The sequence below is a fragment of the Streptomyces sp. NPDC029292 genome, from assembly GCF_055569295.1.
In genome coordinates, this window is sequence record NZ_JBVHXR010000003.1 from 272299 (window position 1) to 293046 (window position 20748).

Below are 20748 nucleotides of genomic sequence, written 5' to 3' on the forward strand. Positions count from 1 at the left end.
CGGCGTCATGTTCTGGCCGATGTTCGCGATCGCTGTGGGTTTCCTGGGAATCGCCATCCTTGGCGTGCTCGCTGTCCGTGTCTTCCTGGAAGCGGAGCGTTTGGGCAGGCAGGTTTCCGACTCCGCGCGCCGCATCAGCACCGCCGCCGAGGATTTGGAGCGGGCGGCCGTGAGCACGGCACGCTCTGTGGATGGACTGTGAGTCGTGGGTGCGATGCGCTTTGAGTGTCTTTCGCCCTGTCAACTTCCCGGCCTCGGCAGGTACGCTGCTGGTCGCGGCCCGGAGAACGAGGCGCGGGTCGCGAACTGGGAGTACGCACAGGGATTGCCCCGCGTTTACCCCTGAGCGTTACGATCGCTGTCAACACGACGATCGGACACATGTCCGACCGATCGGACGGCACCCCGCCCATGCAGCCTCGGTGAGAAGGTAAAGACTTATGTTCGGAAGGCTCGGAGCTCCCGAGATCATTCTCATCCTCGTCGTCATCATCCTGCTGTTCGGCGCGAAGAAGCTTCCGGACATGGCGCGCTCGCTCGGCAAGTCCGCTCGCATCCTCAAGAGCGAGGCCAAGGCGATGAAGGACGAGGGCAGCACGCCCACCCCGGCAGGCCCGCCGAACACCGACGAGCAGCCCCCGGCTCAGCGCACGATCCAGGCCGCGCCCGGCGACGTGACCAGCTCCCGCCCGGTCAGCGAGCCGACGGACACGACCAAGCGCTGACGCAGGGCCGGTGACTTCCGGCCCGCCGCACGAGATGGGAACGTGGGTTGCTCAAGTCTGCCCGCAACAAGGAGAAGGATCCCGAGGGGCGGATGCCCCTTGCGGACCACCTTCGTGAGCTCAGAAACCGGCTCGCGAAGGCGATGCTGGCCATCGTTGTAGTAACGATCGTCGCAGCCTTCTACTACAACGACATCATCAACTTCTTCACCAAGCCGGTCCTGGAATCGGTCGGGTGTCCGAAGACCTTCGCCGAGGTGGCGAAGATGCCCCAGGGCAAGCAGTGCGCGCAGATCACCATCAACGGCCTGCTCGCTCCCTTCACCCTGGCGCTGAAGGTCTCCTTGATGGCAGGCGTCGCGCTCGCCTCGCCGGTCTGGCTCTACCAGCTCTGGGCGTTCGTCGCGCCGGGCCTGCACAAGAGCGAGAAGAAGTACGCGTACGCGTTCGTCGGCACGGGCGTTCCGCTGTTCCTCGGAGGCGCCTTCTTCGCCTACAAGGTGCTGCCCACTACCGCGAAGGTGCTGATCGACTTCACGCCGAACGGCGTGAACAACCTGCTGCCGCTGGACGATCTGCTCGACCTCGTCACGCGCATGGTGATCGTCTTCGGTCTCTCCTTCGAGCTGCCGCTGCTGCTGGTCATGCTCAACCTCACCGGCATCCTCACCGGCAGGCGCATGCTCGGCTGGTGGCGCGCAATGATCATGGGCATCACGGTCTTCGCGGCCGTCGCCACGCCCAGCACCGACCCGCTGACCATGCTGGCGCTCGCCGGACCCATCTGGATCCTGTACTTCGGCGCCGTCGCCTTCTCGCTCCTCAACGACCGGCGCAAGCGTCGGCGTGACGCCGAGGGCCCGGACGACGACGAGGCCTCCGACCTGGACCTCACCCCCGAGGCCATCGGCGAGGTCGAGACGGTGTCGGCCAGCCGTGCACTGCCCGAGCAGGCGAGCTCGGACCGGGTCAACGGTTATGACGACGTGACCTGACGAAGCCCGAAGACCTCGTAGGGTCAGGGCCGTGACCAGCGAGATCACCCTCTTCGTCAATCCCACCGCGGGACGCGGCCGGGGCGCCCACGCGGCGCAGCCGGCCGCTTCGGCTTTGCGGTCGGCGGGATTCTCCGTCCGTACGATCCTCGGGGAGAACGCGGAAGACGCCCTCACACGCGCGCGCGGCGCCGTCGAGGGCGGCACCGGCGCCCTCATACGGCACCTGGTTCGGCACCGTCCTCGCCTCCGGCTTCGACTCACGCGTCAACGACCGCGGCAACCGAATGCGGTGGCCCACCGGCCGCTTCAAGTACGACCTGGCGATGCTCGCCGAACTGGCCGCCTTCAAGCCCTTCCCGTACCGGATCACGCTGGACGACGGCCCGGTCCAGGAGATCGAGGCGACGCTCGTGGCCGTCGGCAACGGATCGTCGTACGGCGGAGGCATGAAGATCTGCGCGGGCGCGGACCTGGCCGACGGGCTGTTCGACATCACGGTGGTCGGGGACTGCAGCCGTACGACGCTGCTCAAGGTGTTCCCGAAGGTCTACAAGGGCACCCACCTCGACCATCCCAAGGTGACCGTGCACCGGGCGGCCCGGGTCGAGTTGGTGGCGGAGGGCATCACCGGGTATACGGACGGTGAGCCGCTCGGGCCGCTGCCGCTCACGGCGGAGTGCGTGCCCGGTGCGGTGCGGGTGATCACTCCCTGAGCTGCGGGGATCCGCATGTTTCACAGCAGGGGATCCGGATATTGATCGTCCTGTTGTCAGTGCGTCCCGGTAGTCTCGAAAGCACGATGACAGAGGACCTCTCACCGGCCGAGCGGTATGCGGCAGCACGGCAGCGCGCTGTCGAGCAGGCCACCGCGCTCGCCTCCTTCCGCGAGATGTACGACTTCGGCCTCGACCCCTACCAGATCGAGGCCTGCCAGGCGCTCGAAGCGGGGAAGGGTGTGCTGGTGGCCGCGCCCACCGGCTCGGGCAAGACGGTGGTCGGCGAGTTCGCCGTCCACCTCGCCCTCCAGCAGGGCAAGAAGTGCTTCTACACGACGCCGATCAAGGCGCTCTCCAACCAGAAGTACGCCGATCTGTGCCGCCGTTACGGCGCGGACAAGGTCGGCCTGCTCACCGGCGACAACAGCGTCAACTCCGAGGCTCCGGTGGTCGTGATGACCACCGAGGTGCTCCGCAACATGCTGTACGCGGGCTCGCAGACCCTCCTCGGCCTCGGCTATGTGGTGATGGACGAGGTGCACTACCTCTCCGACCGCTTCCGCGGTGCCGTCTGGGAGGAAGTGATCATTCACCTCCCCGAGTCGGTGACGCTGGTGTCACTGTCGGCGACCGTGTCCAACGCGGAGGAGTTCGGCGACTGGCTGGACACCGTGCGCGGCGACACCGAGGTGATCGTCTCCGAGCACCGGCCGGTGCCGCTGTTCCAGCACGTGCTGGCCGGGCGCCGGATGTACGACCTCTTCGAGGAGGGCGAGGGCAGCAAGAAGGCCGTCAACCCCGACCTCACGCGCCTGGCGCGCATGGAGGCGAGCCGCCCCTCGTACCAGGACCGCAGACGGGGCCGCGCCATGCGCGAGGCCGACCGGGAGCGCGAGCGCAGACAGCGCTCGCGGGTGTGGACGCCGGGCCGGCCCGAGGTCATCGAGCGGCTCGACGCCGAGGGCCTGCTGCCCGCCATCACCTTCATCTTCAGCCGCGCCGCCTGCGAGGCCGCCGTCCAGCAGTGCCTGTACGCGGGCCTTCGGCTCAACGACGACGAGGCGCGCACCAGGGTGCGCGAACTCGTCGAGGAGCGCACGGCGTCCATCCCCACCGAGGACCTGCACGTCCTGGGGTACTACGAGTGGCTGGAGGGCCTGGAGCGCGGCATCGCGGCCCATCACGCGGGCATGCTGCCGACGTTCAAGGAGGTCGTCGAGGAACTGTTCGTACGCGGCCTGGTCAAGGCCGTCTTCGCGACCGAGACCCTCGCGCTGGGCATCAACATGCCCGCCCGCTCGGTGGTGTTGGAAAAGCTGGTCAAGTGGAACGGCGAGCAGCACGCCGACATCACGCCCGGCGAGTACACCCAGCTGACCGGTCGGGCCGGCCGCCGTGGCATCGATATCGAGGGCCACGCGGTCGTGCTGTGGCAGCGCGGCTTCAGCCCCGACCACCTGGCGGGACTCGCGGGCACGCGCACATACCCGCTGCGCTCCAGCTTCAAGCCGTCGTACAACATGGCGGTGAACCTGGTCGACCAGTTCGGGCGGCACCGCTCGCGCGAACTCCTGGAGACGTCGTTCGCGCAGTTCCAGGCCGACAAGTCGGTCGTCGGGATCTCCCGGCAGGTGCAGCGCAACGAGGAGGGTCTCGAGGGCTACAAGGAGTCCATGACCTGCCACCTCGGGGACATCGACGAGTACATGCGGCTGCGCCGCGAGCTCAAGGACCGCGAGACCGAGCTGGCCAAGCAGGGCGCGTCGCAGCGGCGCGCGGAAGCAGCCGTCGCCCTGGAGAAGCTCAAGCCCGGTGACGTGATCCACGTCCCGACGGGCAAGTACGCGGGCCTCGCGCTGGTGCTGGACCCCGGGCTGCCCGCGGGCCGGTCGAACGGCCATCGCGGCTTCGAGCATCACGACGGCCCGCGCCCGCTGGTGCTCACCGCCGAGCGCCAGGTCAAGCGGCTGGCCGCGATGGACTTCCCGGTGCCGGTCGAGGCGCTGGACCGGATGCGGATCCCGAAGTCCTTCAACCCCCGCTCACCGCAGTCGCGCCGGGACCTCGCCTCCGCACTGCGGACCAAGGCCGGGCACATCGTTCCCGACCGGCACCGCAAGAACCGGTCCGTGGCCGCCGACGACCGCGAGATCGCGCGGCTGCGCGCGGCGATCCGGGCGCACCCCTGCCACGGGTGCAACGACCGTGAGGACCACGCCCGTTGGGCCGAGCGCTACCACCGGCTGCTGCGCGACACCTCGCAGCTGGAGCGGCGCATCGAGGGCCGGACGAACACCATCGCCCGCACCTTCGACCGAATCGTCGCGCTCCTCACCGAGCTCGACTATCTGCGGGGCAACGAGGTCACCGAGCACGGCAAGCGACTCGCCCGGCTGTACGGCGAACTCGACCTGCTCGCCAGCGAATGCCTGCGCGCCGGGGTCTGGGAGGGGCTCGCCCCCGCCGAACTCGCGGCCTGTGTCTCGGCGTTGGTGTACGAGTCCCGGGTCGCCGACGACGCGATGGCGCCGAAGGTGCCCTCCGGCAAGGCGAAGGCGGCGCTCGGCGAGATGGTGCGGATCTGGGGCCGCCTGGATGCTCTGGAGGAGGACTTCCGGATCACCCAGACCGAGGGCGTCGGCCAGCGCGAGCCGGACCTCGGCTTCGCCTGGGCCGCGCACGAGTGGGCATCCGGCAAGGGCCTCGACGAGGTGCTGCGCGAGGCGGAGATGCCCGCCGGTGACTTCGTGCGCTGGTGCAAGCAGGTCATCGACGTGCTCGGCCAGATCGCGGCCGCCGCGCCCCCGGCCAGCGGCGGGTCGACGGTCGCGAAGAACGCGCGCAAGGCCGTCGACGGGCTGCTGCGCGGCGTGGTCGCCTACTCCTCGGTGGGCTGAGCCGACCGGTTTCGCGGTGCGCCGTCTCCCTGTCCGGGAGGCGGCGCACGTGCGTGTACGGGGGTCAGGCGGCGCTTCGGAACAGGGCCGAGGCCAGCTCCCGGACCGCCGCGGAGAGACGGTCGGCACGCGGCAGGCGTACGAGATCGGCGTCGAAGGCACCGAGGAGGAGATGAGCGAGCGGTGACTTCGGAGCCTTCGTTGGTTGCGGCGATGCCGAGGAACTCGACGGGTATGGTGCGGCCTCGATTCAGCTGTGCGGTGCGGTGACGGAGAGGCGGGGGGTCTCGTCAGGCACAACACGCCGCCGACCACACACGACCGAAGTCGATGTGGTCGCGGGTGACCAGCCGCAGCTGAGGGCGCATGGGCTCTGTGGAACAGGCATCTGCGCGCCGAGTCGACCAAGTCCGGCATGCGGTCGGTCCGGCCGGCTCCAGGGGTTCTCCAGTGGGGTTCCCGCCGTACACCCGCGCCGCTCCCGTCGGGCTCCCGTACCGCTCTCGTACGGCTCCCGTGCCGCTCCCGGCGGTCGCGGGACCCTCTGATCCCCGGAGTGGAGAGGAGCTGCCGCGTCATGCGCTTCCGTGTGCTCGGTCCCGTCCGGCTCGAACCCCGTACGCCCTCGGCGGGCAAACAGCGCGCCGTCCTGGCGACGTTGCTGCTGCGGGCGGGGGCCGTTGTGTCCGCCTCGGCCCTGTTCGACGAACTGTGGCCGCAGGGCCCGCCGCGCACCGCGGCGACCACACTGCAGGTCTACGTCTCCCATCTGCGCAAGGCGATCTCCGAAGGGGGGCCGGGCGGCGCGGGCGAGGACGCGCCGCTGGTCACGAGGCCGCCCGGATATCTGCTGCGGGTGGCGCCCGGCGAGTTCGACCTGCCGCGCTTCGAGGAGCTGCACCAACAGGGTCGCGAGGCGTACCGCGACGGCGACTTCGCGGCGGTGTCGCGGACGCTGGGCGAGGCCCTGGGCCTGTGGGAGGGGCCCGCCGTGTCCGGCATCGCACACGGTCCCGCCCTCGCGGCCGCGGTGACCCGGCTCGAGGAACTGCGCCTGGAGTCACTGGAGTTGCGGATCGAGGCGGATCTCAGGCTCGGCCGCCACCAGGAGCTGACCGGCGAGCTGATGGAGCTCGCGTACGCCCATCCGCTGCGCGAGCAGCTGCACTGCCACCTGATGGAGGCGCTGCGCCGCGCGGGCCGGACCGCGGACGCGCTGCGGGCCTACCGGACCGTGCGGCGTTCCCTGCACGAGGAGCTCGGCGTTGCCCCGGGACCGGCCCTCACCCGGCTGCACGCGAGGGTGGTCGGCGCTCAGCCGCCGGTCGCCCGCTCCGCTCAGCCGCCGACCGTCCGCTCCCCTCAGTCACCGGTCAGCCACCCCGCTCAGCCGCCGGTCGTCCGCCCCCTCAGCCGCTCGCCACGGCCGCGGCCGGCTTTCCCCGCAGATTCCAGGCGAGCCAGCGGCGTACCGCTCCCGGATGACCGGGCGAGCCGTGCACGTCGTCGATCTCCTTGACGCGGATGTCGCGCACCGTGGCGCGCAGCAGCCCGGGGTCGGCGGGCGGGATGATCTCGTCGCGGGCGCTGGCGACATAGCGGACGGACGCGTCGACGGCGTGCAGGAGGTCCGGGGTGAGGGCGAAGTCCTTGAGGAGGGCGCGGAGTTCGCTCTCGTCGGCGATGCCGGCCAGGCGGCCCAGGGTGTCCTTGGTCAGGCCGGGCAGGCGCTGCCACCAGTCGGCGTCGGTGAAGAAGCCGGCGACCGGTGCGCCGACGGTCAGGATCCGGCGGATGCGCGCGTCCTCGGCGGCGGCCCGCAGCGCCATGTGGCCGCTGAAGCTGACGAAGAGGAGGGAGGTGGCGTCGGTGCGGGCGCGGCCGGAGAGGGCGTCCAGCAGGTGGGGGACCAGGCGCCAGGACTCGGCGGTGTAGTGCTGGGTGTTCTCGCCGACCCCGGGCAGCTCGGTGACGACGGCGGCGTGGCCGAGACGGGCGAGCCGGGGCAGGAGCGGCGCCCACTGCTCCTTGACGCTGACGATGCCGCCCATCACCACGAGCAGCGGGCGGTCCCGGCCGAGTCCGGCCGCCCAGCAGCGCAACGGGCCGTCCGGATGGCCGAGTTCGAGCCGCTCGATGCCGCCGTGGGCGCGGCGCCAGCGGTCGAAGGTGTCGACGGCGCTCTGCTGCGCGTGTCGGCGCGGCTCGTCGTACGGGTAGGGGAAGCGGGCCAGTGTGTAATGGCGGCAGGCGTCCAGGAGGCGGCCCCGGTCGGCGAGTTCGTCGGCGCGCGTACGCCAGACGCGGGTCCAGGAGTCGGCGCCGTCGGGGGTGTCGCTGCCGACGCGGTCCAGGACGCGGGCGGTGGCGCGGGCGCTCAGGCCCTGGTTGCGGGCGTGCAGACGGGCGTACTCCTTCAGTTCGGCGACGGGGTCGGGGAGGGTGAGCGGATCCGGTTGCGGGGTCATGGGCTGTCCTCCGGGGAGTCGGTCGATTCGGGTGTCCTTACGAGCGTGGGGACCGCAGCTGGGCGACCGGTGCGAGGTGCTCCGCGCCGGGGTGTTCCTCGGCGGAGTGCCGCCCATCGAGGTGCGGCCCATCGAGCCGCTCACCGGTGGTGTTCTCCCAACTGCCGTGCTCCAGCCCGTATATGAGGTCCTCGAGCACATCGGCCGCGGCGGCGCCGTCGAGGACGCGGTGGTCGAAGGTGAGACCCAGGCGCATCACGGGGGCGGCCTCGATGTTCCCGCCCTCGCGGACGACGGGGCGTGCGACCGTGCGGCCGCAGGTGAGGGTGATCGCCGTGCCGCCCGTGGAGTGGAAGCCGTCCACCGGGCGGTGGCCGAGCGAGCTGACGGAGACCGTGCCGAGCACGGCGGGTCGGCGCCGGGCGTTGCGCAGGGCGTTCGTGAACGCGGCGCGCCCGAGCCACACGGGCAGCCGTACGAGGGTCCGTACGCCACGGAACTCCGGCAGTGAGGCGACGCCAGGCGCCCGGTACCGGTCCACCCGGTCCTGGATGCTGTCGAGCGTGGCGTCCTCGAGGCCGGGGATCAGTGCGGACAGCACGATGCGCTGCCCGCCGGGCGACGTCGTGTCGAGCGCCAGCTTGCCGGCGACCGACGCGAAGCGCACAACGCGCGGCGTACGCCAACGCCCCCGTGTCAGCACGCCGTTGGCCTCCGGATGCCGGTGCAGCGCGCGGCCCGCGGCGTGCAGGACGTATGTGACGGTCGAGTACCGGCGATCACTGTCGGCGCGGTGGGCGTGAACGGCGCTCATGTCGACGTCCGTGTCCAGGTGGACGGGCCGCTGCCGGGCGGCGTACTCCAGGAAGTGGAGGGTGTGGCGGCGGTCGCGTACGGGATGGACCGTGCTCATGGGGTCACCACCAGGTCGTGGATCCGGCGCAGGGACCGGGCTTCGAGGAGCCTGCCGACCGGCACGGAGCGGCCGAGTGCCTGCTCCAGCGCCGTCACGAGTTTCAGCAGGTACAAGGAGTCCCACTCGGGCAGCTCGTCGAAGTCGGCGTCGAGCAGGGCCGCCTCCTCGGCGGGTGTCGAACCCAGGGGGAGGCCGGTCTCGTCGCGTACGAGGCGTGCGAACTCGGCGAGGGACAGGCTGCGTTGGCCGGATGCCCGGCCGTGCACGGTGCTGCTGGTTTCTTCCATGTCGTCACAGTCCTTCCAGTGCGAAGCCCGCTTTGATCCACTTGCTCGACTCGACAGCCACCGCCAGCGCCTTCTGGCCGCCGCCGATCTCCTTCATCAGCTGCTCGATCTGGAGGAACGGCAGCGCGTTGCCGTTGTTGCCCGTGTCGGCGACGCAGGAGATTTCCCGGGCGGCCGGCAGCCCCAACTGCTCCGTGATCAGCCGGGTCATCCGGCCCGACAGCTGCGGCGGCAGCAGGAAGTCGAGATCCTCGGCCGACCAGCGCAGTTCGTCGAGGAGTTCCCACAGGATTTCGACGGCCATCGTGGGCACCGACTCCTCGATGGCCTTGTAGTCCTCGGTGAGTGCCTGGCGTTGCTCGTGCCGGTCGGCGAGTCCGAACCAGTCGATGATCTGGCCGGGGCGGCGGCCCAGGCCCGTACAGCGGTTGAGCGTGTGGCGCAGTGCCACGGGCCGTTCGCCGGGGCGGGCGCCGAGGACGGCGGCACCCGCGCCGTCCCCGAACAGCACGCAGTTGACGAGGTCGCCGGGGGCTGCCGCGGAGAGGTCGCGGCGCAGGTCGAGGTGTTTGGTGCAGACGTCGCCGCCGACGGCGAGGCCGGTGGTGTACGCGCCGCTGCCGATGAAGTGGTGGGCCAGGGCGAGGGCCTGCACCGCGCCCGCGCAGCCCGACTGGAGCTGGTAGGTGGGGAGTTGGTCGAGGCCGAGCTGGTCGGCGATCTCGTTGACAGTGGCCGGCATGAGATGGTCGGGCGTCGCCGTGGCCAGGACCAGGAACTCGACCTCGGACGGATCGGTGCCGGCGCGCTCCAGGGCGTGCGCCGCGGCCTGCGCGCACAGGTCGGCGAGCGACCAGCGGACCTCCCCGGTGGCCAGGTCGCGGGCGAAGTGGCGGGTGCGGGTGCCGATGAAGAGGTCGATCCACTCCTCGTTGACGCCGAGCGACCCGGCGAGGGCGGCGTTGTCGACGGGGGCGCCGGGCAGCGCCGACCCGGCGGAGACGATGTGCACGACGGGAGGGGTGTCCCTGGGGCCGGGCTCGGTCACGGGGCGGGCTCCGTCCTGGGGAGATTCGCCGTACTCGCCGTACTCGCCGCGCGCGCCGTGACGTACGCGATGAGTGTGCCGAGCGTGGACAGATGGGTGAGCAGCTCCTCCACGGGCAGCGGCCCGAGGTACGGCAGCCGCGCCTCGACGCGCGCCTTCAGCTCGATCAGCGTGACCGAGTCGAGGCCGAGGTCCTCCTGGGGGCGGGAGTGCGCGGAGAGGGCGGCGGGATCGTAGCCGCCGAGCTCGGCGACGACTTCGAAGACGCAGGTCGCGATCAGGTCCGCGGGGGTGGTGGGTGGCGGTGGCTGCTGCGGATCGTGCTGGATCGGTCGTACGTCGTCCGGTTCCAGCAGCGACGCGCTCGCCCGTACGCCGGTCGAGGGCGCCGGAGCGGACGGCAGACCTCGGCGCCAGAACCGTGACTCCGTGGCGAAGACGTACGGTGCGAGCCGCCGTGTGGGGCCCTCGTCGAGCGCGGACCACTCCACGTCCAGGCCCGCCCGGTACAGGGCCGCCACCGTCCGGGCCAGTTCCTCGCCGGTCGCGGATTCGCCCGGCAGCGGGTGGAGCGGCGCCGGGCGGTGGGGGGCGGAGATGCGGCGGGCCAGGGAGGTGAGGACCGGGCCCGGCCCGAGTTCCAGCACATGCGAGGGGCGCTCGTCGAGGAGCTGGGCGGCGGCGTCCGCGAAGAGGACCGGGGCGCTGATGTGCTCCGTCCAGTAGGCGGCGTCCAGCGGCTCGGACTCCAGGAGTTTGCCGCGCACGGTCGAGTAGAACGGGGTGCTCGGTACGCCGCCCGCCGTGTCCTCGGCGATGTGGTGGAAGGCTTCGAGGACGGGCTTCATGAGGGGCGAGTGGAAGGCGTGCGAGACCTTGAGGCGCCGGACGTGGACACCGGCGAGGGCGGGCGAGGACGCGATCCGGTCCAGGGCGGCCAGGTCGCCCGACAGGACGGTGGAGCGGGCGCCGTTGAGGGCGGCGAAACCGACCAGGGGCTCGTCCTCGACCAGCTCCTGGAGGAGCGCCGCGGGTGCCTGGACGGCCAGCATGCCGCCGCCGTCCGGGAGTTGCTCCATGAGCGCTCCGCGCGCGGCGATCAGGCGGGCCGCGTCGGCCAGCGACAGCGCCTCGGCGTGCACCGCCGCGGCGTACTCGCCGACGCTGTGTCCGAGCAGCAGCCCAGGGTGTACGCCGACGTCGGCGAGGGCGGCGCCGAGCGCGTACCCGACGGCGAAGAGCGCGGGCTGGGCCCACCGCGTCCGGTGTACCAGGGGGTCGCCGTGCAGCAGCAGGTCGCGTACGGACTCCGCGGTGAAGGGGAGCAGCGCCGCGTCGGCCGCGTCGAGGTGACGGCGGAAGAGGGGGGACGCGCGGTAGAGGGGGGCGCTCATGGCGGGGAACTGGGCGCCTTGGCCTGTGTAGAGGGCGGCTATGAGGAGGGGGTGACGTGGAGGGGCGGGAGGGGTGGAGGGGGTGGGAGAGGCAGGAGGGCCGGGCCAAGAACTCTCGCCCCGGCCCGCCCCGGAGGCCGCCCGCAACAGCCTGGCCAGCCCCGTGCTGCTTTCTCCCGCCCCGACCACCATCGCCGCCCGCACCCCGTGCCCGGATTTGACCCGGTGCGAGGCCCGGCACAGGGGGGCCGCCGGTGACTGGCGGCGCGCCAGGGAGTCGGCCTGGGCCGCCAGGTTGCGGCGCAGCGCGGGCTCGTCCGGGGCCGTGAGAGTGAAGACGTGGGCGCCGAGGGCGGGTTGGGCCGTCGGGGAGGACCGGCGTACGGTGGGTGCCGATTCCAGGACCGCGTGGGCGTTTGTGCCGCCCATGCCGAAGCTGCTCAGGCCCGCGAGGGCGGGCGCGTCCGCGGGCAGTCGCATGGGGGCCTTGAGGAGCCTCAACCCCCTTTCCGCCAGCCGGAGTCCGGGGTTCTCGCGGGCCGCGAAGCGGCTCACCGGGACCGTGCGGTGGTGCAGGGCGAGGGCCACCTTGATGATCCCTGCGATGCCCGCGGCACCCTCCGTGTGGCCAAGGTTGCCCTTGACCGAGCCGAGCGCCATAGGGCGGTCCCGGCCGGCGTGCCAGGCGCCGAGGGCCTTCGCCTCGATCGTGTCGCCGAGGGCGGTACCCGTGCCGTGGCCTTCCGTGAACGCGATGTCGACGGGTTCGACGCCCGCCCTGCGGTACGCGGCCGCGACGACGTCCTGCTGCGACCAACGGCTCGGCGCGGTCAGCCCGTTGCTGCGGCCGTCCTGGTTGACGGCCGTCCCCCGGATCACCGCGTAGACCGGATCGCCGTCGGCGAGCGCGTCCTCCAAGCGGCGCAGGACGACGGCGCCCACACCCTCACCGCGCCCGATGCCGTCCGCACCCGCGCTGAACGGTTTGCAGCGGCCGTCGGGCGCCGCGAGCCCCGCCCGCTCGTAGAACAGCCCGAGCGCGGGCGTCAGCGCGATGTTCACTCCGCCCGCGAGCGCCCGGTCGCACTCGCCTGTGAGCAGCGCGTTCACCGCCAGATGCACCGCGACCAGGGACGACGAACACGCCGTGTCGACGGCCAGGCACGGGCCCCTGAGGTCCAGGTGGTACGAGATTCGGTTGGCGATCATGCAGTAGCCGTTGCCCGAGCCGATCTGCGGGGTGATCCCGGGCAGGTCCGTCAGCGTCAGCTGCGCCCACTCGCTGCCCATCACGCCGACGAACACCCCGGTCGCCGTCCCCGCGAGCCGGTGCGGCGCCGTGCCCGCGTCCTCGAAGGCCCGCCAGGCGCACTGGAGCATCAGCCGCTGCTGCGGGTCCATGGAGGCTGCCTCGCGCGGTGTGATCGTGAAGAAGGAGTGGTCGAACGCGTCCGCGTCGGCCAGGAAACCGCCCTCGGCGGGCCCGCCCGTCGCCTCCGGATCCCAGCGTTCACGCGGTACGCGGCCGATGCCGTCGCCGCTACGCATCAGCAACTCCCAGAAGCGATACGGGTCTTCGGCCCCCGGAAAGCGGCAGTCGAGCCCGGTCACCGCGACCCCGCCCGCGCTCATCCGGTGCCCTCCAGCTCCGCCCGCAGATGTCCCGCGAGCGCCCGCACCGTGGGAAAGTCCCAGGCGGCCGTGGGGTCCACGGGGACACCGAAGTGATCCTCCACGTCACCGCACAGGCTGAGCGCGGCCACCGAGTCGAGGCCGTACTCGGCGAGCGGCACGGCGGGGTCGATCTGTGATGGATCGCGCCGCAGGTAGGCGCCGACGCGAAGGGTGATCCAGTCGATCAGGGACTGCTCGGTGGGGACGGTGGGCAGGGACATGACGTTCTCCAGATCCGGGGCAACAGAGGGCATCTGAGGGCGACAGCGGGCAAAGCAGGGCAACGGGGGCGGACTGCGTGGCGCCGTCGCTACCCATGGCTTCCGTACAGATCGAAGGGCCGCAACTCCTCATACCGCCGCAGGAGTTCGTCCTGAAGCGGCCGCGCGTACGGCTCCGGGATCCCGCCCTCGCGCAGTCCGAGGCGGCGTGCCGAGCGGTGCAGTGCCGCGCCGAGCCACACCGGGTCGGCGAGGAAACCGCGGGGCGCGGACCGCCATACGCCGACGGCGGCGGCCGCGGCGAGCAGTTCGGCGTAGCGCGCGGCGAGGGCGAAGGCGCCCGGTGAGGCGAGCGGGGTGCGGTCGGCGGGAGGCAGGGCCCGGCAGGCGCGGTGGACGTCCGCGAGTTCGGCGGACAGGTCCCGCAGCAGGTCGCGGACGAAGGTGTCGGGCGCGCCGTTCTCCTGTGTCAGGGCCGCGGTCAGCGGGTCTCCGGTCGCGGCCAGGGTGAGGCGGCCGAACGGAACGCCGGTGGGGACACCCTCGCCGTCGATGGTGAACAGATCGGCCGGCACGGAGAGCTGGGGTGCTGTCGCCAGCCTTCGCAGCTGCGGTACCAGCGTCGCCAGACAGGCTGTCGGGCCGGCGTGGCCGAGCGAGAGGACCGGCAGATCCCGTACATGCCGGCCGAAGTCCGCGTGCTCGCCCTCGCGCAGGTAGAAGCGGGCGCCGAGCACCACCGACAGTTCGCGGACGCTCTCGGTGAGCAGCTTCGGCACCAGGTACTTCACGGCGGCCGCCGTGACGCTCGCCTGTTCGGGCAGCAGATGGACCGTGCGGGTGGCGGCCAGTGACAGGCTGTCGCAGAGCAGCAGATCGGCGAACGCGTTGGTCAGGACGGCCGCCGCGTGAGGGAGTTGGAGGACCGTGCGGTGGTAGAGACGACGGCCGAGTGCGAACCGCAGGACGGTGCGCAGACAGCTGTCGGCCGTGCCGATCGCCATCCCCGGCAGCGCGCTGCGCGTCACCTGGAAGGAGCGCAGGGCCACCTCACCGCCCCGCCCCGCCTCGCCGACCAGGGCGGAAGCGGGCAATGGGCAGTCGCGGAAGGCGAGTCCGGAGATCCGGCAGCCGCGTACGCCCGCCGTGCGGTAGCGCGGCAGCGGCTGCCAGCGGCCCGTGGGCACATCGTCGGGGCCCGCGAGCAGTACCGAGTGGCTGCGGCTGCCGGGGGCCGGATCCGTGCGCGCGAACAGGACCCAGGCGCGGGCCGTGTCCGCGTTGTTGATGACCTCCTTCGAGCCGTAGAGGCGGTAGCCGCCGCGCTTGGACCGCGCGGCGCGCGCGGTGAAGTCGCCGCGCAGGAAGTCATTGCCGTGGGCGAGCTCGTGGTAGGCGACGGACACCTTGGCGCCGTCCAGGAGGAGGCCCGCGAGCCGGCCGCGCTGCTCGGGCGAGCCCGCCGTCCAGACGTTGACCGCGGCCATGAACGACGTGATGCCGTGCCCCAGGCCGAGTGCGACATCCCGGCGGAACACCTCGCGGCACACCCGCACCAGACCGTCCAGGCGCGTCAGCCGCCCGCCGAGCTCGACGGGCACGTACTCGGCGCCCATCCCGAACCCGTCGAGCAACGCCTCGCCGTCCGCGCTGAGCTCGCCGCGCTCGTCGGCGGCGCCCAACCGCGCCTGTCCCAGCGGGTTTTCGGGATCGTCCGGGTCACCGAAGGCGTGCGCGAGCGCTGTCGCCCGCCGCGCCGCGCCAGCCGTCACGGTGTACGTCATCACGCCGCCCCTCGCGCCAGATCGAGCCGCAGGAGAGAGAAGAGCCGTCCCCGCCCGTGCGCCGCGAACGCCTCCTCCAGCAGCTCCTCGTACGCATCACCGGCACCCTGCTCGCCACCGGGCGGCCCTTCGCCGAGCCGCACCAGGAGCCGGTCCAGTACGGCCCGCAGCCACACTCCGTCGCGCCATAGCCCCTCCTCCTCCGCGGGACCACGCGTGTTGCGCACCCACAGTCCGAGGCAGGCGGAGGCCGCGCAGCACAGGCAGTAGCGGCGCGCCACGTCGAAGGCGTCCTCCGGCACATCGGTGACCAGGTCGGTGAAGTCCGCCATCCGGTCGTGGAGTTGCCCGGTGACGGTCAGGAGATGCCGGGCCGCGTCCGCGGCGCCCTTGAGGGCGGGCTGCCCCACGGCCTGCTCCCGCAGCGCCTCCACGAAGGCGGGCAGCGCGGCGAGCAGCGAACTGCCGTTCCGGGCGAACAGGGAGAGCCGTGCGGGCTCGAACTCGGGCAGCGGCACGGCCAGTTCGCAAGCCGCCCGCGCGGGTGCGGGATCCGACGTGCCGCGCCTGAAGTGCCTGACCAGCGAACGGAACTGCTGCACCAGTGACGTCAGGTTGACCAGGGTGTTCCCGTCGAAGAGGCCCACGATCCGGTGGTCGCGCTCGATCTTCTGGAACATTCCGTACGACCCCACACCCTGCCCCGACACCAGGAACGCTCGCGCTCCGAGTACACCGGCCAGGGCCCTGAGTACGTCGTCGGTGCCGGTCGGCAGCAGGTACTTCGTGACGGCCGCCACCAGCGACAGCTCCTCCGGCGCTGTGTGCACCATCCGGGAGGCGACGAGGGCGAGCGCCTCGTGGGCGAGGACGTCCGCCGCCGCCGATGCCAACACATGCCGTGCCTGCGGGAGTTCGGCCAGCGTGCGCCCGTACAGGCGGCGCTCGCGGGCGAAGCCGAGGGCGATGCGCAGACCGTGGTCGGCGGCGCCGAGGGACAGGGAGGCGCACATGGTGCGGGTGAGCTGGAGCGCCTTCAGAACGGTCTCGATGCCGCCGCCCTCCGCGCCCACCAGCGCGTCCGGGCCCACCCGGGCGCTGTCGAGGACGATGCCGGAGATGTCGGCGCCGCGGATGCCGTGCGTGGGCACCTTCGGCAGCGGGCGATGGCTGCCGGGCGCCAACTCCCGTTTGTCGGTGAGGAAGACGCTGAAGCCGCGGGCGCCGCCGGCCGGGTCGGTGCGGGCCAGCAGCGCCAGCAGGGTGCCACGGGTGGCGTTGTTGATGAGCCACTTCTCGCCGTGCAGCCGCCGGCCCCCGCCCGTCGCCTCGGGCGTGGCGGTCACCTCGCCCGCCAACAGGTCGCTGCCGTGGGCCCGTTCAGTGAGCGCGAGCGCCACCGGCACCCCCGCGCGGATGTCCGCGCCGAGCCGCGCGGCCTGCTCCTCGCAGCCCGCGACCCACACGCACACCGCCCCCAGGTAGGTCTTGCCGTGCGCGACGGCCACCGTCAGATCACGCCGGGCCACGGTCCGCATGAGGTGCAGCGCGTGCTCGTAGTCGCGCAGTCGGCCGCCGTGCCGCACCGGCACGTAGTAGTCCGGCAGGCCCCAGCCGTCGAGGTCGCGGCAGATCGCCGCCGGGAACTCCTCGCGGGCGTCGAGATCGAGACAGGCGGCGTACGAGAAGGTGGTGCGCGCGTCGGAGGGGTCACCGAGGGCGTGCTCGAGTTCCTCGGCGAGGCGGTAGGGCGAGTGATCCCTGGTCACGAGCCGCCTCCGGGGGCCTGTGCGTCCCGTACGGTCGCGTCTCGTACGGCCGGGTCCTGTACGTCGCGTACCGCCGGGTCATGTACGTCTACCGTCGCGTCCCGTACGTCTCGTACCGCCGGGTCCACGACCTCGTACAGCGGGGTCACCTCGCCCCGCAGGAACAGCTCCCGCATCGCCGCGCGGCGGACCTTTCCGCTGGTCGTGCGGCGGACGGCGCCGGGGCGGACGAGGAGGACGGTGCCGACGGGGAGTGCGAACACCCGGCCCAGGGTGTGCTGGACGGCCGTTGCGACCGTGTACAGGTCGCCGTCGGGGACGGCCGCGAGGCGGACCTCCAGGATCAGGACGAGGTGTTCGCGGTCGCCCGCGCGGACGCCGAACGCCGCGCCCGTGCCACGTGCGAGCGCGGGGTCGGCCGTCCGCGCGGCGCGCTCCACGTCGTGCGGATAGAGGTTGCGGCCGGCCAGGACGACGACCTCCTTGAGGCGCCCGGTGACGTACAGCTCGCCGTCGTCCAGGGCCCCGAGGTCGCCGGTGCGTAGCCAGCCGTCGGGCAGGAAGCACTCCGCGGTGGCCGCCGGATTGCCGTAGTAGCCGGCGGTCACGCCCGGCCCGCGCACCCACACCTCGCCGACCCGCCCCTCCGGCAGGGCGCTTCCCGTCTCGGGATCGCAGATCCGTACCTCGGCGTCGCGCACGGTGCCGCTGGCGACGAGGGAACGGTCCGCGCCCTCGGCGAGCACGCCCTGTTCCAGGGCGGTGGCGTCGACGGAGCGCAGGGTGGGCCCGGTCGTCGCGTCGGCGCCCGTGACCAGGAGCGTCGTCTCGGCCAGGCCGTAGCACGGGGTGAACGCCTCGGCGCGGAAGCCGGCCGGCGCGAAGCGCTCGGCGAAGGCCCGCAGGGTGTCGGCGCGCACCGGCTCCGCACCGTTCGGGGCGACCCGCCAGCTGGACAGGTCGAGCTGCTCCAGCTGCTCGTCGGTGATGCGGCGCGTGCACAGCTCGTACGCGAAGTCGGGTGCGCCCGAGCCCTCGACCCGGTAGGTGCCGATCATCTCCAGCCAGCGCCTCGGCCGTTTCAGGAAAGACAGCGGCGACATCTGGACGGCGACCCCGCCCACGTACAGCGGCTGGAGCAGATGACCGATCAGGCCGAGGTCGTGGTAGTGCGGCAGCCAGCCGCCGACGACCATGTCCTCTCTCGTGCCCGCCCACCGGTGGATCGCGGCCTCGTTGGCGAGGAGGTTGGCGTGCGTGACCATCACGCCCTTGGGGTCGCTGGTCGAGCCCGACGTGTACTGGAGAAACGCCAGATCGTCCGGACCGGTCGCCGGGGGACGCCACAGCTTCGGGTCGGCGACGAGGTCGACGGCGCCCGCGTCGGTGGCCAGGGTGTGGACGTGCGGCAGGGCGAGGGAGTCGAGCCAGGCCTGGAGGAGGGGAGCGTACGCCGAGGTGGTGAGGACGGCGACGGCCCGCGAGTCCCGCAGGATGCCTGCCACACGGGCCAGTTGCTCTCCCTGGTCGGTGGGCAGCGGCGCGGGCACCGCCACGGCACCCGCGTACAGGCAGCCCGCGAACGCCGCCACGAACGCCGGACCCGGCGGGTGCAGCAGCAGGACGGGGCGGCCGGTCGCGCGCCGCTCCTGGAGCCAGGCCGCGATGCGCCGCGCCCTCAAGTCGAGGGTTCCGTAGGTCAGATGCTCCGGTTCCGTGCCGTCCGAGCCGTCCGGGAGGTAGATGAACGCGTCGCGCTCCGGGTGCGCGGCGGCCCGCTCCAGGACGACGCGGGTGAAGGTGTCCGCGGTCGCCGGTGCGGAGCGGAGCGGAGTGCTGGTCACGGCCGTCCCCCTGTCACAGTGAGTGCGATGTGCGCGGGCGCTGCCGGCACTTCGTGCAGCGTGTGCCGGAAGTCGACTTCCCCGTCGGGCAGTTGACGCGTCGGTGCGAAGCCGAGCGAGGGATAGAAGTCTTCGAATCGGTGGTTCTTCGCGGTGGGCCGGAAGCGTCCGTGCACCGCGGGCGCGCCTTCCTGCCGGGCCAGCGCCAACACCCCTGCGAACGCGGCCTGTTCGATGCCGCGTCCGAAGACTCGGCAGCTGAGCAGCGCGTTGCCGATGTGCCAGCCCTGGTCGTCGAAGGCCACGAACACGGCGCCGACCAGACCGTTGCCGCCGAACCGGTCGCGGGTGGTGAGAGTGAGGACCAGGCCCTCGGCCGCGGCGCGGCGCACCTCGTCGGAGGTCATACGGCGGGTGGTCAGGTTGAACTGGTTGGTGCGCTGGGTGAGTTGGGCGACCCGGACCACCTCGTGCGGACGCAGCGGCGCCACCTCGACGGCCACGTCCAGGCGCGCGAGGAACTCCTCGTACGACTCCGCGCTCGCCAGCAGCTCCCGGCGCTCGCCGTCGCTGCGGTACTGCGCGGCCCGTTCCCGGTCCGTGTCCGTCAGCTCCGGCACGTCGAACCAGCTGTCCGCAAGCAGGCGTTCGGTGTGCAGCGCCGGTTCGTCGTCCAGCGGGACCAGCGCGACGTCCGGCAGCGCGCCCGCGACCTGGGCCCGCTCGAACGGTGAGTCGTCCGCGAACACGAGGCTGTCCACGCCGAGTCCGAGACGCTCCGCGATCGCCCGCAGCCCCTGATCCTTGGGGCCCCAGTCAGCCCGTACGACCGTGAAGTCGCCCTCGGACAGGACCATGTCGGGGTGGCTGCGCAGGACGTCGATGAGCGGATCCGGGTCGTTCTTCGAGCAGATGGCCAGCAGTACGCCCTGAGCGCCGAGCTGCTGCACCACGCGCTGGAACCGCCCGAACGCCTCCCCGCGCAGCGTCGACGCGGCGGCGATCCCCTCGGGACCCGCGTCGCCGAGCACGCCGTCCCACAGTGTGTTGTCCGCGTCCAGGACCAGCACCTTCTTCGTACGTCCCCGCAGAGCGCGCGCCAGATGCGCCACCTCGCGGGCGTACGCGGCGAGCAGTTCGGCGCCGAGCCGGGCCCGCGCGTACCCGGCGAGGCGGGTGTCGCGCACGGGGCCCGCGGCGTTCGCGAGCGGCTCCAGGTCGATGACGTGGGTGCGCGGACGGCGGGTCGCCAGCCGCAGCAGGCCGGCGTTGAACTGCCGCCAATTCGCGCCCAGTTCCGCCCGTGAGCGGTGGTCGACGAGCTGGTGCGTGTGCTCGCGCAGGAGTGGCAGTGTGTTGAGGACGAGGGTGCCGTGGCCGTGCCGCGCGTGGTGTTCGGCGAGGCGGTCGAGGCGGGCCAGGAACTCCTGGGCCGCCTCGGCCGCGTCCTGAGCGGTCCACGGTTTCGCCGCGAGCGTGTCGAAGACCACCGAGGCGTCGAGCACACACAGGGCGAGGCCGGTACCGGGCGCGTACACGGCGCTGTGCGCGTCCAGCAGGTCCCGCTCCCAGGCGCCGTGGTCGCCGGTGAGCGGGCGCAGCAGCAGGTGGTGCCGGGCCAGTTCCGCGGTCAGCGAGGGCACCAGGCCGTCCAGCGTCGAGCTGCCGCTCACGGCGACGGTCACCGTGTCCGGGGCCGGTCCGGCGACCGGTTCCCGGAGGGTTCCGATCAGTCGCCCCGCCGTCCGCAGGGCGGTCAACGGGTTGTCCCCCGCGGCCAGTTGCTCGAGCAGCGCGGGCAGTTCCCGCCAGTGCGCCGCGAGCCTGCCGTCGGAGTGCATCAGGCGCAGCCGGTCGAGTGGCCCGGCCGCCGCGGTCGTCTCGGTGGTCATGGCAGGGAGCGTGCGGGCGGCTCCTTAACGGTCCCTTGTGCGGGGGAGGGCGGCGCAAGGGGCGCGCAAGCGCGGGGGCGGAGGGTCTGGGGGCGGTGCAAGGCCCGGAGTGACC

16 protein-coding genes and 1 pseudogene are annotated in these 20748 nt (G+C 72.2%); 7 read left to right on the top strand and 10 right to left on the bottom strand.

The window, feature by feature from the left end:
* Window positions 1–7: 7 nt before the first annotated feature.
* The 7 genes and pseudogenes from ACZ4WS_RS09460 to ACZ4WS_RS09490 all read left to right on the top strand — a co-directional run bounded on the left by ACZ4WS_RS09460 (window position 8) and on the right by ACZ4WS_RS09490 (window position 6855).
* Window positions 8–202, top strand: a complete 195-nt coding sequence (locus tag ACZ4WS_RS09460) for a hypothetical protein (RefSeq protein WP_467978737.1) — start codon at window positions 8–10, stop codon at window positions 200–202.
* Between the two features lie 238 nt (window positions 203–440).
* Window positions 441–725: a Sec-independent protein translocase subunit TatA gene (gene tatA / locus ACZ4WS_RS09465; RefSeq protein ID WP_399076612.1), complete on the top strand. Its 285-nt coding sequence runs from the start codon at window positions 441–443 to the stop codon at window positions 723–725.
* A 47-nt stretch (window positions 726–772) separates the two neighbouring features.
* Window positions 773–1720, top strand: a complete 948-nt coding sequence (tatC, locus tag ACZ4WS_RS09470; protein WP_467978739.1) for a twin-arginine translocase subunit TatC — start codon at window positions 773–775, stop codon at window positions 1718–1720.
* A gap of 31 nt (window positions 1721–1751) precedes the next feature.
* Window positions 1752–2436: pseudogene (locus ACZ4WS_RS09475) on the top strand (diacylglycerol kinase family protein).
* A gap of 41 nt (window positions 2437–2477) precedes the next feature.
* Window positions 2478–5336 carry a DEAD/DEAH box helicase gene (locus ACZ4WS_RS09480; RefSeq protein ID WP_467978741.1) on the top strand — a complete coding sequence of 953 codons (2859 nt, stop codon included), beginning with the start codon at window positions 2478–2480 and terminating at the stop codon, window positions 5334–5336.
* 49 nt (window positions 5337–5385) lie between these two features.
* On the top strand, window positions 5386–5523 hold the full coding sequence (locus ACZ4WS_RS09485; RefSeq protein ID WP_467978742.1) for a hypothetical protein: 138 nt from the start codon (window positions 5386–5388) through the stop codon (window positions 5521–5523).
* Between the two features lie 390 nt (window positions 5524–5913).
* A complete protein-coding gene (locus ACZ4WS_RS09490; RefSeq protein ID WP_467978744.1) occupies window positions 5914–6855 on the top strand; it encodes an AfsR/SARP family transcriptional regulator in 942 nt (313 codons plus the stop codon).
* Here the strand turns inward: ACZ4WS_RS09490 and ACZ4WS_RS09495 are convergent.
* From ACZ4WS_RS09495 to ACZ4WS_RS09540, 10 genes are all read right to left on the bottom strand, one after another.
* A complete protein-coding gene (locus ACZ4WS_RS09495; protein WP_467978746.1) occupies window positions 6746–7804 on the bottom strand; it encodes an alpha/beta fold hydrolase in 1059 nt (352 codons plus the stop codon). The genes ACZ4WS_RS09490 and ACZ4WS_RS09495 overlap by 110 nt on opposite strands.
* A 37-nt stretch (window positions 7805–7841) precedes the next feature.
* Window positions 7842–8717, bottom strand: coding sequence for a 2-oxo acid dehydrogenase subunit E2 (locus tag ACZ4WS_RS09500; RefSeq protein WP_467978748.1), 876 nt, complete (start codon window positions 8715–8717; stop codon window positions 7842–7844).
* Window positions 8714–9007, bottom strand: a complete 294-nt coding sequence (locus tag ACZ4WS_RS09505) for an acyl carrier protein (RefSeq protein ID WP_467978750.1) — start codon at window positions 9005–9007, stop codon at window positions 8714–8716. The genes ACZ4WS_RS09500 and ACZ4WS_RS09505 overlap by 4 nt, the downstream gene beginning before the upstream one ends.
* 4 nt (window positions 9008–9011) lie before the next feature.
* Window positions 9012–10055, bottom strand: a complete 1044-nt coding sequence (locus tag ACZ4WS_RS09510; RefSeq protein WP_467978751.1) for a 3-oxoacyl-ACP synthase III family protein — start codon at window positions 10053–10055, stop codon at window positions 9012–9014.
* Complete coding sequence (locus ACZ4WS_RS09515; RefSeq protein ID WP_467978753.1) at window positions 10052–13081, bottom strand: type I polyketide synthase; 3030 nt, start codon at window positions 13079–13081, stop codon at window positions 10052–10054. The genes ACZ4WS_RS09510 and ACZ4WS_RS09515 overlap by 4 nt, the downstream gene beginning before the upstream one ends.
* A complete protein-coding gene (locus ACZ4WS_RS09520; RefSeq protein WP_467978754.1) occupies window positions 13078–13344 on the bottom strand; it encodes an acyl carrier protein in 267 nt (88 codons plus the stop codon). The genes ACZ4WS_RS09515 and ACZ4WS_RS09520 overlap by 4 nt, the downstream gene beginning before the upstream one ends.
* A gap of 89 nt (window positions 13345–13433) precedes the next feature.
* Window positions 13434–15128, bottom strand: coding sequence for an acyl-CoA dehydrogenase family protein (locus ACZ4WS_RS09525; RefSeq protein ID WP_467978756.1), 1695 nt, complete (start codon window positions 15126–15128; stop codon window positions 13434–13436).
* Window positions 15128–16897 carry an acyl-CoA dehydrogenase family protein gene (locus ACZ4WS_RS09530; RefSeq protein ID WP_467978758.1) on the bottom strand — a complete coding sequence of 590 codons (1770 nt, stop codon included), beginning with the start codon at window positions 16895–16897 and terminating at the stop codon, window positions 15128–15130. The genes ACZ4WS_RS09525 and ACZ4WS_RS09530 overlap by 1 nt, the downstream gene beginning before the upstream one ends.
* Window positions 16894–18741 carry a fatty acyl-AMP ligase gene (locus ACZ4WS_RS09535; protein WP_467978760.1) on the bottom strand — a complete coding sequence of 616 codons (1848 nt, stop codon included), beginning with the start codon at window positions 18739–18741 and terminating at the stop codon, window positions 16894–16896. The genes ACZ4WS_RS09530 and ACZ4WS_RS09535 overlap by 4 nt, the downstream gene beginning before the upstream one ends.
* On the bottom strand, window positions 18738–20633 hold the full coding sequence (locus ACZ4WS_RS09540; RefSeq protein WP_467978761.1) for an HAD-IIIC family phosphatase: 1896 nt from the start codon (window positions 20631–20633) through the stop codon (window positions 18738–18740). The genes ACZ4WS_RS09535 and ACZ4WS_RS09540 overlap by 4 nt, the downstream gene beginning before the upstream one ends.
* Window positions 20634–20748 lie beyond the last annotated feature (115 nt).